Here is a 14709-nt window from a genome sequence, read left to right as displayed (position 1 = left end):
GCACGCCTCTCAGCCGAAGAAGTTCCGTACGTGCTCCAGGCCGTCGACCAGTGCGTCGATCTCGGTCGGCGTGGAGTACAGATAGAACGACGCTCGCGTGGTCGCGGGAATTCCGTAGCGCAGGCAGACCGGCCGCGCGCAGTGGTGGCCGACCCGGACCGCGATGCCCTGCTCGTCGAGGACCTGGCCCACATCGTGCGGGTGGATGTCCCCGAGGGTGAAGGAGATCGCCGCGCCCCGCTCCTCGGCCGTGGTGGGGCCGATGATCCGGAGGTCGGGGACCTCCAGGAGCCGCTTCACCGCGTACTCGGTGAGCGCGTGCTCGTGGGCGAAGATCTTGTCCATGCCGATCGAGTTGAGATAGTCGATCGCCGCGCCGAGCCCGACCGCCTGGGCGATCGGGGGCGTACCCGCCTCGAACTTGTGGGGCGCCGGGGCGTACGTCGAGGAGTGCATCGACACCGTCTCGATCATCTCGCCGCCGCCGAGGAACGGAGGCAGGTCCTCCAGGAGCTCCTGCCGTCCCCACAGGACGCCGATGCCGGTCGGGCCGCACATCTTGTGGCCGGTGAAGGCCACGAAGTCGGCCTGCAGGGCCTGTACGTCCAGCGGCATGTGCGGAGCGGCCTGGGAGGCGTCGACGCACACCAGCGCACCGACCTCCTGGGCGCGGCGCACTATCGCCTCGACCGGGTTCTGGGTGCCCAGGATGTTGGAGACCAGCACGAAGGAGACGATCTTCGTCTTCTCCGTGATGACCTGGTCGATGTTGGACAGGTCGAGGCGGCCGTCGTCGGTGAGGCCGAACCACTTCAGCTTCGCGCCCGTGCGCTGCGCGAGCAGCTGCCAGGGCACGATGTTGGAGTGGTGCTCCATCTCCGTGATGACGATCTCGGTCTCGGAGTCCACGCGGTAGGGCTCGTCGGCCCAGCCCAGCATGTTCGCCACGAGGTTGAGCGACTCCGAGGCGTTCTTGGTGAAGATCACCTCGTTCCGCGAGGGCGCGTTGATGAACTCCGCGACCTTGTCGCGCGCGCCCTCGTACAGCGCCGTGGCCTCCTCGGCGAGGACATGCACGCCACGGTGGACGTTGGCGTTGTGCTGCTCGTAGTACTCGTCGAGAACGTCGATGACCTGGCGCGGGGTCTGCGAGGTCGCCGCGTTGTCGAGGTAGACGAGCTTCTTTCCGTCATGGACCTGGCGGTCCAGGATCGGGAAGTCCTTGCGGAGCGCCTCGGCGTCGAGGAGGCCCGGCAGCTGTGTCACGCGGATGCGCCACCCTTCGTGTATGCCTCGTAGCCCTCGTCCTCCAGCTTGTCGGCGAGCTCGGCGCCGCCGGACTCGACGATCCGGCCGCCGGAGAAGACGTGCACGTGGTCGGGCTTGATGTAGCGGAGGATGCGGGTGTAGTGGGTGATCAGCAGGGTGCCGACCTCGCCCGTCTCGCGGACCCGGTTCACGCCCTCGGAGACGACGCGCAGCGCGTCGACGTCCAGGCCGGAGTCGGTCTCGTCGAGGACCGCGATCTTCGGCTTGAGCAGCTCCAGCTGAAGGATCTCGTGGCGCTTCTTCTCACCGCCGGAGAAGCCCTCGTTGACGTTGCGCTCGGCGAAGGACGGGTCGATGTTGAGGCGCTCCATGGCCTCCTTGACCTCCTTCACCCAGGTGCGCAGCTTGGGGGCCTCGCCGCGGATGGCGGTGGCGGAGGTACGCAGGAAGTTGCTCACCGACACGCCCGGGACCTCGACCGGGTACTGCATGGCGAGGAACAGGCCGGCGCGGGCCCGCTCGTCGACGGACATCTCCAGGACGTCCTCGCCGTCGAGGGTGACGGTGCCGCCGGTGATCGTGTACTTCGGGTGGCCCGCGAGGGAGTAGGCGAGGGTCGACTTGCCGGAGCCGTTGGGGCCCATGATGGCGTGCGTCTCGCCCTGCTTCACGGTGAGGTCGACACCCTTGAGGATTTCCTTCGTGCCGTTCTCGACCTCGACGGTGACGTGCAGGTCTCGGATTTCAAGCGTTGCCATGGGTGCCTCAGGACTCCTGGGTGAGGGAGACGAGCACGTCGTCCCCTTCGATCTTTACGGGGTATACGGGGACGGGTCGCGTCGCCGGAAGGGCGTCGGGCTTGCCGGAACGGAGGTCGAAGCGCGAGCCGTGCAGCCAGCACTCGATGTGGCAGTCGTCGACCTCGCCCTCCGACAGGGAGACGTTCGCGTGCGAGCAGATGTCGTTGATCGCGAACACCTCGCCCTCGGTCTGCACGATGGACAGGGGCGTGCCGTCGAGTTCCACCCGCTTCGGGGTGTCGTCCTCCAGCTCGCTCAGTCCACAGACTCGTACAAATGCGAGGCTCATGCCACCGACGCCTCCAGCTCCTCGTCGATCTTGGCGATCAGGCGCTCCTCGATGTCCGGGAGGCCGATCTGCTGGACCAGCTCGGCGAAGAAGCCGCGGACCACGAGGCGGCGGGCCTCGTGCTCCGGGATGCCGCGGGCCATGAGGTAGAAGAGCTGCTCGTCGTCGAAGCGGCCGGTCGCCGAGGCGTGGCCGGCGCCGACGATCTCGCCGGTCTCGATCTCGAGGTTCGGTACGGAGTCCACGCGCGCCCCGTCCGTGAGGACCAGGTTGCGGTTCATCTCGTACGTGTCGGTGCCCTCGGCCTTGGCCTCGATGAGCACGTCGCCGATCCACACCGCGTGCGCCTCGTCGCCCTGGAGCGCGCCCTTGTAGACGACGTTCGACTTGCAGTGCGGGACGTTGTGGTCGACCAGGAGGCGGTGCTCCTGGTGCTGGCCCTGGTCGGTGAAGTACAGGCCGAACAGCTCGGCCTCGCCGCCGGGTCCGGCGTACTGCACGCGCGGGTGCAGCCGGACGACGTCGCCGCCGAAGGTGACGACGACCGACTTGAAGGAGGCGTCGCGGCCGACGAGCGCGTTGTGCTGGGCCACGTGGACGGCCTTGTCGTCCCAGTCCTGGACGGAGACGACGGTCAGCTTGGCGCCGTCGCCCAGGAGGTAGTCGACGTTGGCGGCGAGCACCGCGTCACCGGTGTGGTCGATGACCACGACGGCCTCGGCGAAGGCGCCCAGCTCGATCACCTGGTGGCCGAAGGCGGTCCCGCCCTCGCCGTGCACCGCGATGCGGATCGGCTCGGTGAGGACGGTCTCCTTCGGGACGGTCACGACCGAGGCCTTCTCGAAGGCGGAGTAGGCCTGGGCGGCGACACGGTCCGCCGGGGTGCCCGCCTTGCCGAGCCGCGCGTCGTCGCGGCCGACGGCCTCGACGGTGACGCCCTCGGGGGCCTGGACAGCGACCTTCACGCCGTTGCCGTTGGCCGCGGCGGTGCCGTCGTGCAGGCCGCGCAGGCGCGCCAGCGGGGTGAACCGCCACTCCTCCTCCCGGCCGTGCGGGACGGGGAAGTCCGCCACGTCGAAGGAGGGGGGCGCGCTCATGCGGGTGGCGATGGTCGACTCGGCCGCCACCGCGATCGAGCCGGTGGTGGTGGAGCCCACCGGGATATTCTGGGCCTCAGCCATGGCTGTCGTAGTGCTCGCTTTCCGTTACGTAAGGGGCTTGATGGTGATCGCGGACCGGCTCAGCCGACCGCGCCTTCCATCTGCAGCTCGATCAGCCGGTTGAGCTCCAGCGCGTACTCCATGGGGAGCTCCTTGGCGATGGGCTCGACGAAACCGCGCACGATCATCGCCATCGCCTCGAACTCGCTCAGACCGCGGCTCATCAGGTAGAAGAGCTGGTCCTCGGAGACCTTGGAGACGGTCGCCTCGTGGCCCATGGACACGTCGTCCTCGCGGACGTCCACGTAGGGGTAGGTGTCCGAGCGGGAGATCGTGTCGACGAGCAGCGCGTCACAGAGCACGTTCGACTTCGAGCCCGGGGCGCCCTCGCCGATCTCGATGAGACCGCGGTAGGAGGTGCGGCCACCGCCGCGCGCGACGGACTTCGAGACGATGTTGGACGACGTGTTCGGGGCCATGTGGACCATCTTGGCGCCCGCGTCCTGGTGCTGCCCCTCGCCGGCGAAGGCGATGGACAGGGTCTCGCCCTTGGCGTGCTCGCCCATCAGGTAGACGGCCGGGTACTTCATCGTCACCTTGGAGCCGATGTTGCCGTCGACCCACTCCATGGTCGCGCCCTCGTAGGCCACGGCACGCTTGGTGACCAGGTTGTAGACGTTGTTCGACCAGTTCTGGATGGTCGTGTAGCGGCAGCGGGCGTTCTTCTTGACGATGATCTCGACGACCGCGGAGTGCAGCGAGTCCGACTTGTAGATCGGGGCGGTGCAGCCCTCGACGTAGTGCACGTAGGCACCCTCGTCGACGATGATCAGGGTCCGCTCGAACTGGCCCATGTTCTCCGTGTTGATACGGAAGTAGGCCTGGAGCGGGATCTCCACGTGGACGCCCGGCGGCACGTAGATGAAGGAGCCGCCCGACCACACCGCGCTGTTCAGCGACGCGAACTTGTTGTCACCGACGGGGATGACGGTCCCGAAGTACTCCTTGAAGAGCTCCGGGTGCTCCTTCAGGGCCGTGTCGGTGTCCAGGAAGATGACGCCCTGCTCCTCCAGGTCCTCGCGGATCTGGTGGTAGACGACCTCGGACTCGTACTGGGCGGCGACACCGGCGACGAGGCGCTGCTTCTCCGCCTCGGGGATGCCGAGCTTGTCGTACGTGTTCTTGATGTCCTCGGGCAGGTCCTCCCAGGACTCCGCCTGCTTCTCCGTGGAGCGCACGAAGTACTTGATGTTGTCGAAGTCGATCCCCGACAGGTCCGAGCCCCAGTTCGGCATGGGCTTCTTCTCGAACAGGCGCAGGCCCTTGAGACGGAGCTTGGTCATCCACTCCGGCTCGTTCTTCTTGTCGGAGATGTCGCGGACGACGTCCTCGTTGATGCCGCGCTTGGCAGAGGCGCCGGCCGTGTCGGAGTCGGCCCAGCCGTATTCGTACTTGCCCAGACCCTCGAGCTCAGGGTGGGCAGTCTCCGTGGGGAGAGTCATGCGGGGTTCCTCCCGGCCGTGCTTGCAGATGCGTTGTCGCTGTCAACTTGCGTGTGGGAAATCTTGGGGATGAACGTCGTGCAGACGCCGTCGCCGTGCGCGATGGTGGCGAGCCGCTGTACGTGCGTACCGAGCAGCTCGGCGAAAAATTCCGTCTCCGCCTCGCACAACTGGGGGAACTGCTCGGCGACGTGGGCTACCGGGCAGTGGTGCTGGCAGAGCTGTTCACCCCGCTGCGGGTGGGGCGCGCTGCGCGCCGTAGCAGCGTACCCGTCCGTGCTCAGGGCCTTGGCCAGCGCTTCGGTCCGCTGCTCGGGCGGCGCTGCCTCGACCGCCTCGCGGTACGCGCCCGCCTGCGCGGCGATCCTGGCGCGGGCGAAGGCGGCGATCGCCTCGTTGCCGCCCTCGCGGTCGGCGATCCAGCGCAGCGCGTCCGCAGCGAGCTTGTCGTACGACTGGTCGAAGGCGTCCCGGCCGCAGTCCGTCAGGGCGAACACCTTGGCGGGGCGGCCGCGGGTACGCGCACCGTAGACCCGCTGCTCGCGCGCTTCCACGACACCGTCGCCCGCGAGGGCGTCCAGGTGCCGGCGTACGGCCGCCTGGGTGAGGCGCAGCCGCTCGGCGAGCTCGGCGACGGTCGACGGGCCGTGGTCCAGGATGGACCGCGCGACCCGGTTGCGGGTGGACCGCTCACCGGTCGCGAGTTCCTCCTGTGGGGCACCCATGGGGGCCTCCCGAGCCTCGCCGACGTTTTTCACAACGCCATTGTTGCGTAATTCTTCAGGACCGGGCAAGCCATGCCCGTCTCACTCGACGGTGCCTTGCGTCACTTAGGTAAAGCTAACCTGACCTGCGGAAACGATCTCTGATCGATCAAACCGCTGGCATGCCGACGCCCCTTCGGGGACCCTCCCGAACCATGTCCACACCCCCTCCGACCGGCCCTCTTGTCACCCGGGACACACTGCGGACGCAGTTGGGCGAATTGGGCGTGCGGCCCGGCGAGACCCTCCTGGTGCACTCCTCGCTCAGCTCTCTCGGCTGGGTCAACGGCGGCGCCGTCGCGGTGGTGCGGGGGCTGCTCGACGCGCTCGGCCCGGAGGGCACTTTGGTGGTCCCCACGCAGACCGGGGACCTCTCCGACCCGGTCCTGTGGCGCAAGCCGCCCATACCCCCGGAATGGTGGGCGGCCATTCGCGCCACGATGCCCGCGTACGACCCCCGGATCACGCCCGCACGCGGGGTCGGAGTCGTCCCCGAGACGGTACGGACCTGGCCCGGCGCCCTGCGCAGCGCCCATCCGCAGACCTCGTTCGCGGCGCTCGGGCCGCGCGCGGCGGAGGTGACCGAGGGGCACGCACCCGACTGCAGGCTCGGAGAGCACAGCCCGCTCGCGAAGCTGGAGGCGACGTCCGCCAGGGTGCTGCTGCTCGGTGCCGGCTACGCCTCCTGCACCAGCTTCCACCTCGCCGAGTACCGGATACCGTCCCCGCGCGTCGCCGTGGGCAGACCGGGTCCGGAAGGCTGGGAGACCGTGACCGAGGTGTCGATCAGCTCGGACCGCTTCGACGAGCTGGGCTACGACTTCGAACGGGACCGTCCCGTCGTACGCGGGAAGGTGGGGGCGGCCGAGGCCCGGCTGTTCCCGGTGGCGGACGCGGTGGCCTACGCCGAACGGTGGCTGGCGGTGCACCGGCCGCGTGAGGAGGAGTTCCCGCACCCCCCGGTCTGAGCCCCCGCGCGCCTACCTAGACTCTGGACCCATGCGAAGTGAGCCCGTGGTCCAGGTCCAGGCCCTGGTGAAGCGGTACGGCCCGAAGACCGCGGTGGACGGGCTCGACCTGGTGGCCCGGGAGGGTGTGACCGCCGTGCTCGGCCCCAACGGGGCGGGCAAGACGACCACCATCGAGACCTGCGAGGGGTACCGGAAGCCGGATGCCGGCACGGTGCGCGTCCTGGGCCTCGACCCGGTCGGACAGTCCGGGCGGCTGCGGCCCCGGATCGGCGTGATGCTCCAGTCCGGCGGCGTGTACTCGGGCTCCCGGGCCGACGAGATGCTCCGCCACGTCGCCGAGCTGCACGCTCATCCGCTGGACGTGGACGCGCTCATCGAACGCCTCGGGCTCGGCTCCTGCGGGCGTACGACGTACCGGCGGCTGTCGGGCGGGCAGCAGCAGCGGCTCGCACTGGCGATGGCCGTGGTCGGGCGCCCCGAGCTGGTGTTCCTGGACGAGCCGACCGCCGGTCTTGACCCGCAGGCCCGCCGCGCGACCTGGGACCTGGTCCGGGACCTGCGCGCCGACGGCGTCTCGGTGATCCTCACCACCCACTACATGGACGAGGCCGAGCAGCTCGCCGACGACGTGGCGATCATCGACGCGGGCCGGGTCATCGCCCAGGGCTCCCCGGAGGAGCTGTGCAAGGGCGGCGCCGAGAACACGCTCCGCTTCACCGGCCGTCCCGGCCTGGACGTGGGCTCGCTGCTCAAGGCCCTGCCCGCCGACTCCTCGGCCGCCGAGCTGACGCCGGGTTCCTACCGGGTCGTCGGCAAGATCGACCCGCAGCTGCTCGCGACGGTCACCTCCTGGTGCGCCCAGCACGGCGTGATGCCGGAGAAGATCTCGGTGGAGCGGCACTCCCTGGAAGACGTTTTTCTCGAGCTGACCGGCAAGGAGTTGCGCTCATGATTCCGGCTCGCACCGAGGTCGGCCGGGGGCCCGGGGGTTGCCCCCCGCAAAGGCACAGCCTGGAGCTCACGGGTAAGGAGCCGCGTTCGTGACCGCCACCGGCACCTATGCGCCGAAGCCGGGGGCCGCGCCTCTCCCCCGCATGATCGCCGCCCAGGCCGCGCTCGAGACGAAGATGCTGCTGCGCAACGGCGAGCAGCTGCTGCTGACAGTCGTGATCCCGACCCTGCTGCTCGTCCTCTTCAGCACCGTGGACATCGTCGACACGGGCGCCGGTGAGGCGGTCGACTTCCTCGCCCCCGGCATTCTCGCGCTCGCGGTCATGTCGACGGCGTTCACCGGCCAGGCGATCGCGACCGGCTTCGAGCGCCGCTACGGCGTTCTGAAGCGGCTCGCCTCCTCGCCCCTGCCGCGCTGGGGCCTGATGACGGCGAAGACGCTGTCCGTGCTGGTCACCGAGGTGCTCCAGGTGGTCCTGCTGACGGTGATCGCCTTCGCGCTCGGCTGGTCGCCGCAGGGCAACCCCTTCGCCGTCCTGCTGCTTCTGGTCCTCGGTACGGCGGCCTTCTCGGGCCTCGGCCTGCTGATGGCCGGGACGCTGAAGGCCGAGGCGACCCTGGCCGCCGCCAACCTGGTGTTCCTGCTGCTGCTCGTCGGCGGCGGGGTCGTCGTCCCGCTGGACAAGTTCCCCTCCGGCGCGCAGGACGTACTCGGCCTGCTGCCCATCTCGGCGCTGTCCGAGGGACTGCGGGACGTGCTCCAGCACGGGGCCGGGATGCCGTGGGCCGACCTGGGCGTCCTGGCGGTCTGGGCCGTGGCCGGGCTGGCCGCGGCCGGACGGTTCTTCCGCTGGGAGTAGGCCCATGAGGGACCCTCGTGAAAGCGTGCACAAGCGGCGTCCTACGATGGGTCGCGTGCCAAAAGTGACCCGCGCCGACGCCAAGGCCGCCCTGCGCAACCCGCTCGCCTTCATCGCCGCACGCTGGACCCCGGAACCCCGGACCGTCCAGCGGGCCGCCATGTCCGCCGTCGTGATGTCGGTGCTCATCGTGGTCACCGGCGGTGCCGTACGGCTGACCGGCTCGGGCCTGGGCTGCCCGACCTGGCCCAAGTGCACCGAGAACTCGCTCACCGCCACCAGCGAGATGGGCGTCCACGGCGTCATCGAGTTCGGCAACCGCATGCTGACGTACGTGCTGTGCGCGGCCGTCGGCTGGGCGATCATCGCCGCGCGCTCGCAGAAGCCGTACCGGCACGGCCTGGTCCGGCTGGGCTGGGCGCAGTTCTGGATCGTGATGAGCAACGCGGTGCTCGGCGGCATCGTGGTCCTGGTCGGTCTCAACCCGTACACGGTCGCGGCCCACTTCGTGGCGACGTCCGCGCTCATCGCGGTGGCCACGGTGATGTGGCAGCGCACCCGTGAGGGCGACACCGCTCCACGCCCGCTGGTCGGCAAGGCCGTGCGGCAGCTGATGTGGTTCCTGACCGCGGCCGCCGTCCTGCTCATCCTCGTCGGCACGGTGGTCACCGGCGCGGGCCCGCACGCGGGGGACTCCAGCGAGGTCGAGCGGATGCCGGTCGACTGGGAGACGGTGAGCAAGCTGCACGCCGTGCTGGCGTGGATCGTGGTGACGCTGACGTTCGCCCTGTGGTTCGTCCTCAAGGCGGTCGACGCACCGAAGGGCCCCCTGAACCGCACCCGCGAACTGTTCCTGATCCTGCTCGCGCAGGGCGTCATCGGATACGTCCAGTACTTCACGGACCTGCCCGAGGTCCTGGTGGGCCTGCATATGTTCGGCTCGGCCGTGATGTGGATCTGGGTGCTGCGGGTGGCGCTGTCGCTGCGTGAGCGCCCCGAGGTCGCTGTGGACCTGCCCGGCCCTGCCGCCGAGGCTTCCCTGACGAAGGCCTAGTCGAGGACGAAGGCCTGGTCGAGGACGAAGGCCTGGTCGAGCCCGTACACCCTGCGTGCGTTCCCCGACGCCAGCATCCCCGCCACCCGCTGCGCGTCGGTCAGTGACCACGCGCCCTCGGCGACCCAGGTGCCGAGGACCCGGCCGAGTGCCTCGCGGAACAGGCGGGCGGCCACCACGTGCAGCTCGGGCAGCCCCTGGGCGCCGCTGGAGAAGAGGATCTTGCCGAACGGGGCCAGCTCCAGGATCTCCGCGAGGACACTCGCGGCCCGGGCGCCGGTGCGGACCAGGGCGGCGCCCGAGTCGGCGTAGACGTGCGGGAAGACGGCGGCCAGGTGGGCGGCCTGCCGGTGGTACGGGTAGCCGTGCAGCAGGACGAGGTCCGTGCCGAGCCCGGCCGTGGCCCGCACGAAGTCCGTCAGCAGCACCGGGTCCGTACGGTCGATGCGCAGGCCCGGCGCGCCGAGCCCCGCGTGCAGCTGGAGCGGCAGACCCGAGGCGACGGCGCTCCACAGCAGGTGCCGCAGCAGTACGGGGTCGCTCAGCTCCCCGCCGACCCCGCGCCCCGCGAGCCAGCGGCCGGCGGCCCCGCGCACCTCGCCCGGCCCGGGCGGCTCGGGCGCGAGCGCGAGGCCGTGCCGGACGCCCGCGACCGAGGTGAAGGCGACGGCGTTCGCGGCGGCGGCGTGCACGGACTCGGCGAGGTTGGCGAGGAAGGACTCGACGGTTCCGGAGGTGTCGGCGACCTGCTCGGCGAGCAGTTCGAGACGCACGATCTCGTGGGCCTCGGCGGCGCCCGCGGAGGCCAGCTCGCGGGGCTCTGTGAGGTCGCCGGGCAGGCCGGTGTCGACCAGGTACGTCGTGATACCGCTGCCGCGCAGGAGCCGGCGGCCGGATTCCAGGACGCCCAGTTCGCGGCGGCGGGCCAGGTAGCGGGCGGGCGCGCAGTGCGGTTCCAGGCCGAGCAGGGGTGGGCACCAGCGCCGTACGGCGAAGCCGGTCTGGGTGTCGAAGAGGGTGGTGCCGGGGGCGGGTGGGCCCTCGGTGCGGGAGAGGTGGGCCTCGAAGGTGCCGAGGCCCAGCTCTGTGCGGAGTACTCCGTGGCAGTACTGGTCCACTAGGGACGGCGTTTCGATCATCCGGGCTCCCCGGTGTGGACCCTGTTGTTCTAAGGGTCCTAACGGGTGAAGCGGGTTGAGGTCGCGGTCCCGGAGGGGGGCGGGTGAATCGGCGACTGCGGGCGGAGTGTGGCTTGTCGCGCAGTTCCCCGCGCCCCAGAGGTCAGTCGTTCTTCGGGCCGCCCACCTGGATGCCCGCCATGCGCGTCCACTCGTAGCGGCCCGTCTTCACCTTCGCCGCGAAGTCGCCGTCGAAGGACTCGTGGCGGGTGATGCCCGACTTCTCCACCGCCTGCTCGGCGATCTCGTGCGACGGGGCCACCAGGTCGCCCCAGTTGCCGTCCTCGCCCACGAGGACGATGCGGGCGCCGCGTTCGCCGAGGTAGGCGACCTGGCCCTCGGCGCCGCCGTGGCTCTTGGAGAAGCTGCTGATCTGCTTGGCGAGCCGGGCCGCCTTGCGCTCGGCCTTCGGGTCAACCTGCTGCGTGTCTGCCATGGTCAGGATGCTACTCACGAGTAGATCGACTGGCGAGAGCTGGGCCCTGTGACGTACGTCAGCGCAGGAACGGGTCGACCGCGACCGCCACGAACAGGATCGACACGTAGGTGATCGACCAGTGGAAGAGCCGCATCTCCTTGAGCTTGGCGCCCGTCACCTCGGCCTTGGCGCGGTTCTGCAGGCCGTGTGCCTCCCACAGCCAGAAGCCTCCGGCCAGCAGGGCGACCGCCGTGTAGAACCAGCCCGTGTAGCCGAGCGGGGTCAGCAGGAGCGAGACGGCGACCATGACCCAGCTGTAGATCACGATCTGCTTGGCGACCACCTTGTTGGAGGCGACCACCGGCAGCATCGGCACGCCCACGCGCGCGTAGTCCTCCTTCACCTTCATCGACAGCGGCCAGTAGTGCGGCGGCGTCCAGAAGAACATGACGAGGAACAGGATGATCGGCGCCCACGACATGGAGTTCGTGACCGAGGACCAGCCGATCAGCACGGGCAGACAGCCGGCGATACCGCCCCACACGATGTTCTGCGAGGTACGGCGCTTGAGGATCATCGTGTAGACGACGACGTAGAACAGGAGTGCGCCGAGGGAGAGCCAGGCCGAGAGCCAGTTGACCGTGAGGCCGAACAGCAGCGTCGAGACGACGGCCAGGGTGATGCCGAAGGCCAGGCACTCGCGCGGGCTGACCATGCCGGTGACCAGCGGGCGCTGCGAGGTGCGGTCCATCAGCGCGTCGATGTCGCGGTCGATGTACATGTTGAGGGCGTTGGCGCCGCCCGCGGACAGGTAGCCGCCGACGCAGGTCAGCAGCACCAGCGTCAGGTCGGGCACGCCCTGCTGCGCCAGGAACATCACCGGAACCGTGGTGATCAGCAACAGTTCGATGATCCGCGGCTTGGTGAGAGCCACGAACGCCATGACACGGGCCCCGAGCGGCCGGTGGGCCGGGCTCTGGTCCGTCCCGGTCATCCCCGCTGGACGGGATTCAACGGCCGTCACGCACACCCCTACAGAGACATCCCAGCAAGCCTCAGCCGTGTGAAGTACCGGTAAAGGCTCGCGCGTACCACGCCACTTTAGACGTTGCCCAGACTCGGACATTCGCGGGGGTCGGGTCGTGTTGGGGGGAGGGTTCCGACGGGCGCGTGGAAGCTCGATTGAGCACCCGGATGAGCGGCTCCGTATTCACTTGCCGAATGCGGTACGGCCCAGTCAGGAGGCGGATCGGGATGAGCCCCGGCACTCTGGAGTGACTCGAAAGAACGCACGTCCCACGGGGGTAGGCTCGACTGCGGCCGGTGGGCGCCCCGATACACCGGCATCCGATCATGTGGAGAGGAGCCCTGACTCAGGGTGAGCACCAAGCCGACCACCACAGACCTCGAGTGGACCGAGTTGGACCAGCGGTCCGTCGACACCGCGCGTGTCCTGGCCGCCGATGCCGTACAGAAGGTCGGTAACGGCCATCCGGGTACGGCGATGAGCCTGGCGCCTGCCGCCTACACCCTCTTCCAGAAGGTGATGCGGCACGACCCGGCGGACGCCGACTGGGTCGGGCGGGACCGCTTCGTGCTGTCCGCCGGCCACTCGTCCCTGACCCTCTACACCCAGCTGTACCTGGCCGGTTTCGGCCTGGAGCTGGATGATCTGAAGTCCTTCCGCACGTGGGGTTCGAAGACCCCCGGGCACCCCGAGTACGGGCACACGACCGGTGTGGAGACCACGACCGGCCCGCTCGGACAGGGTGTCGCGAACGCGGTGGGCATGGCGATGGCCGCCCGCTACGAGCGCGGTCTGTTCGACCCGGAGGCCGCCGAGGGCGAGTCCCCCTTCGACCACTTCATCTACTGCATCGCCGGTGACGGCTGTCTGCAGGAGGGCATCTCCGCGGAGGCCTCGTCGCTGGCGGGCCACCAGAAGCTGGGCAACCTGGTCCTGCTGTGGGACGACAACCACATCTCGATCGAGGGCGACACCGAGACGGCCGTGTCCGAGGACACGGTGAAGCGGTACGAGGCGTACGGCTGGCACGTGCAGCGGGTGGCGCCGAAGCCGGACGGCGACCTGGACCCGAACGCGCTCTACGACGCGATCGAGGCGGCCAAGGCCGTCACCGACCGGCCGTCGTTCATCGCGATGCGCTCGATCATCGCCTGGCCTGCCCCGAACGCGCAGAACACCGAGGCCGCGCACGGCTCGGCGCTGGGCGACGACGAGGTGGCCGCGACCAAGCGCGTGCTGGGCTTCGACCCCGAGCAGAGCTTCGAGGTCTCCGACGAGGTCATCACGCACACCCGCAGGGCGCTGGAGCGGGGCCAGGCGGCCCGGGCCGTGTGGGAGAAGGCGTACCAGCAGTGGCGGGACAACAACCCCGAGCGCGCCGCCGAGTACGACCGCGTCGCCCAGGGTGAGCTGCCCACCGGCTGGGAGGACAAGATCCCGGTCTTCGAGGTCGGCAAGGGCGTGGCCACGCGTGCCGCCTCCGGCAAGGTCCTCCAGGCCCTCGGTGCGGTCGTTCCCGAGCTGTGGGGCGGCTCGGCCGACCTGGCCGGCTCGAACAACACCACGATCGACAAGACGTCGTCGTTCCTCCCGGCGGACAACCCGCTTCAGGAGGCGGACCCGTACGGCCGCACGATCCACTTCGGTATCCGTGAGCACGCGATGGCCGCCGAGATGAACGGCATCGCGCTGCACGGCAACACCCGGATCTACGGCGGCACGTTCCTGGTCTTCTCCGACTACATGCGCAACGCGGTGCGACTGTCGGCGCTGATGCACCTGCCGGTGACGTACGTGTGGACGCACGACTCCATCGGCCTGGGCGAGGACGGCCCGACCCACCAGCCGGTCGAGCACCTCGCCAGCCTCCGCGCCATCCCGGGGCTGAACGTCGTGCGCCCGGCGGACGCCAACGAGACCGCGATCGCCTGGCGCGAGATCCTCAAGCGCTGGACGAAGGAGTTCGGCAAGGGGCAGCCGCACGGTCTGGCGCTGACCCGTCAGGGCGTGCCGACCTACGAGCCCAACGAGGATGCCGCCAAGGGTGGTTACGTCCTGTTCGAGGCCGACGGCGGCGAGCCCGAGGTCGTTCTGATCGCCACCGGCTCGGAGGTGCACGTCGCTGTCGAGGCGCGCGAGCAGCTCCAGGGCGCCGGCGTGCCCACGCGCGTGGTGTCCATGCCGTCGGTGGAGTGGTTCGAGCAGCAGGACCAGGGGTACCGGGACAGCGTCCTTCCGCCGGCCGTGAAGGCCCGCGTCGCGGTCGAGGCCGGTATCGGACTGACCTGGCACAAGTACGTCGGGGACGCCGGCCGCATCGTTTCCCTGGAGCACTTCGGTGCTTCGGCCGACGGCAAGGTCCTTTTCCGCGAGTTCGGCTTCACTGCCGAGAACGTGGCCGCCGCCGCCCGGGAATCGATCGCCGCAGCTCAGCGCTGACGCTCATATACGACACGTAGGAGATGG

Annotated in this window: 14 protein-coding genes; 5 read left to right on the top strand and 9 right to left on the bottom strand. The window is 69.6% G+C overall.

Going from position 1 to position 14709, the window contains the following annotated elements; genetic code table 11:
* Positions 1-9: 9 nt before the first annotated feature.
* From OG542_RS31070 to OG542_RS31045, 6 genes are read right to left on the bottom strand one after another with little or no spacing between them, the layout of a single operon-like run.
* The gene (locus OG542_RS31070) at positions 10-1266 is read right to left on the bottom strand and encodes a cysteine desulfurase (RefSeq protein WP_193480711.1); all 1257 of its coding nucleotides are present in this window, start codon (positions 1264-1266) and stop codon (positions 10-12) included.
* Positions 1263-2027: a Fe-S cluster assembly ATPase SufC gene (sufC, locus tag OG542_RS31065; protein WP_184596904.1), complete on the bottom strand. Its 765-nt coding sequence runs from the start codon at positions 2025-2027 to the stop codon at positions 1263-1265. The genes OG542_RS31070 and sufC overlap by 4 nt, the downstream gene beginning before the upstream one ends.
* A 7-nt stretch (positions 2028-2034) precedes the next feature.
* Entirely contained in the window at positions 2035-2358 is a 324-nt protein-coding gene (locus OG542_RS31060; protein ID WP_184596902.1) for a non-heme iron oxygenase ferredoxin subunit, read from the bottom strand.
* Positions 2355-3539, bottom strand: coding sequence for a Fe-S cluster assembly protein SufD (gene sufD / locus OG542_RS31055; RefSeq protein ID WP_328415125.1), 1185 nt, complete (start codon positions 3537-3539; stop codon positions 2355-2357). Before sufD ends, OG542_RS31060 begins: the two co-directional genes overlap by 4 nt.
* 59 nt (positions 3540-3598) lie before the next feature.
* A complete protein-coding gene (gene sufB / locus OG542_RS31050; RefSeq protein WP_193480709.1) occupies positions 3599-5020 on the bottom strand; it encodes a Fe-S cluster assembly protein SufB in 1422 nt (473 codons plus the stop codon).
* A complete protein-coding gene (locus OG542_RS31045) occupies positions 5017-5778 on the bottom strand; it encodes a helix-turn-helix transcriptional regulator (RefSeq protein WP_311125045.1) in 762 nt (253 codons plus the stop codon). The genes sufB and OG542_RS31045 overlap by 4 nt, the downstream gene beginning before the upstream one ends.
* A 161-nt stretch (positions 5779-5939) precedes the next feature.
* Here OG542_RS31045 and OG542_RS31040 point away from each other — a divergent pair, with 161 nt between their 5' ends.
* From OG542_RS31040 to OG542_RS31025, 4 genes are all read left to right on the top strand, one after another.
* The gene (locus OG542_RS31040; RefSeq protein WP_328415121.1) at positions 5940-6752 is read left to right on the top strand and encodes an AAC(3) family N-acetyltransferase; all 813 of its coding nucleotides are present in this window, start codon (positions 5940-5942) and stop codon (positions 6750-6752) included.
* A gap of 31 nt (positions 6753-6783) precedes the next feature.
* Positions 6784-7707 carry an ABC transporter ATP-binding protein gene (locus OG542_RS31035; RefSeq protein WP_328415119.1) on the top strand — a complete coding sequence of 308 codons (924 nt, stop codon included), beginning with the start codon at positions 6784-6786 and terminating at the stop codon, positions 7705-7707.
* Between the two features lie 142 nt (positions 7708-7849).
* The gene (locus OG542_RS31030; RefSeq protein WP_328418182.1) at positions 7850-8566 is read left to right on the top strand and encodes an ABC transporter permease; all 717 of its coding nucleotides are present in this window, start codon (positions 7850-7852) and stop codon (positions 8564-8566) included.
* A 4-nt stretch (positions 8567-8570) separates the two neighbouring features.
* A complete protein-coding gene (locus tag OG542_RS31025; RefSeq protein ID WP_328415117.1) occupies positions 8571-9620 on the top strand; it encodes a COX15/CtaA family protein in 1050 nt (349 codons plus the stop codon).
* Here OG542_RS31025 and OG542_RS31020 read toward each other — a convergent pair.
* The 3 genes from OG542_RS31020 to OG542_RS31010 all read right to left on the bottom strand — a co-directional run bounded on the left by OG542_RS31020 (position 9617) and on the right by OG542_RS31010 (position 12210).
* Positions 9617-10759, bottom strand: a complete 1143-nt coding sequence (locus OG542_RS31020) for an amidohydrolase family protein (RefSeq protein ID WP_328415115.1) — start codon at positions 10757-10759, stop codon at positions 9617-9619. The two genes, OG542_RS31025 and OG542_RS31020, sit on opposite strands and share 4 nt — an antisense overlap.
* Positions 10760-10901: 142 nt before the next feature.
* Complete coding sequence (locus tag OG542_RS31015) at positions 10902-11234, bottom strand: hypothetical protein (RefSeq protein ID WP_328415113.1); 333 nt, start codon at positions 11232-11234, stop codon at positions 10902-10904.
* A gap of 58 nt (positions 11235-11292) precedes the next feature.
* Positions 11293-12210 (bottom strand): heme o synthase, encoded by a 918-nt coding sequence (locus OG542_RS31010; RefSeq protein WP_311125049.1) that lies wholly within the window; start codon positions 12208-12210, stop codon positions 11293-11295.
* 384 nt (positions 12211-12594) lie between these two features.
* On the opposite strand from OG542_RS31010, the gene tkt reads away from it, so the two are divergent.
* Complete coding sequence (gene tkt / locus OG542_RS31005) at positions 12595-14682, top strand: transketolase (RefSeq protein WP_328415111.1); 2088 nt, start codon at positions 12595-12597, stop codon at positions 14680-14682.
* Positions 14683-14709: the final 27 nt, after the last annotated feature.

Origin of the sequence: Streptomyces violaceus (assembly GCF_036014075.1) — a bacterium.
Lineage (GTDB): Bacteria > Actinomycetota > Actinomycetes > Streptomycetales > Streptomycetaceae > Streptomyces > Streptomyces violaceus.
The sequence above is the reverse complement of the archived record's forward strand: the minus strand, read 5'-3'. Positions and strand labels throughout refer to the sequence as shown.

Excerpts from the sequence above, each read along its gene's own strand:
- OG542_RS31020 (WP_328415115.1), bottom strand. The coding sequence starts at position 10,759 with ATGATCGAAACGCCGTCCCTAGTGGACCAGTACTGCCACGGAGTACTC.
- sufB (WP_193480709.1), bottom strand. The coding sequence starts at position 5,020 with ATGACTCTCCCCACGGAGACTGCCCACCCTGAGCTCGAGGGTCTGGGC.
- OG542_RS31015 (WP_328415113.1), bottom strand. The coding sequence starts at position 11,234 with ATGGCAGACACGCAGCAGGTTGACCCGAAGGCCGAGCGCAAGGCGGCC.
- OG542_RS31030 (WP_328418182.1), top strand. The coding sequence starts at position 7,850 with ATGATCGCCGCCCAGGCCGCGCTCGAGACGAAGATGCTGCTGCGCAAC.
- OG542_RS31010 (WP_311125049.1), bottom strand. The coding sequence starts at position 12,210 with ATGACCGGGACGGACCAGAGCCCGGCCCACCGGCCGCTCGGGGCCCGT.
- sufD (WP_328415125.1), bottom strand. The coding sequence starts at position 3,539 with ATGGCTGAGGCCCAGAATATCCCGGTGGGCTCCACCACCACCGGCTCG.
- sufC (WP_184596904.1), bottom strand. The coding sequence starts at position 2,027 with ATGGCAACGCTTGAAATCCGAGACCTGCACGTCACCGTCGAGGTCGAG.
- OG542_RS31060 (WP_184596902.1), bottom strand. The coding sequence starts at position 2,358 with ATGAGCCTCGCATTTGTACGAGTCTGTGGACTGAGCGAGCTGGAGGAC.
- OG542_RS31035 (WP_328415119.1), top strand. The coding sequence starts at position 6,784 with ATGCGAAGTGAGCCCGTGGTCCAGGTCCAGGCCCTGGTGAAGCGGTAC.
- OG542_RS31040 (WP_328415121.1), top strand. The coding sequence starts at position 5,940 with ATGTCCACACCCCCTCCGACCGGCCCTCTTGTCACCCGGGACACACTG.
- OG542_RS31025 (WP_328415117.1), top strand. The coding sequence starts at position 8,571 with ATGAGGGACCCTCGTGAAAGCGTGCACAAGCGGCGTCCTACGATGGGT.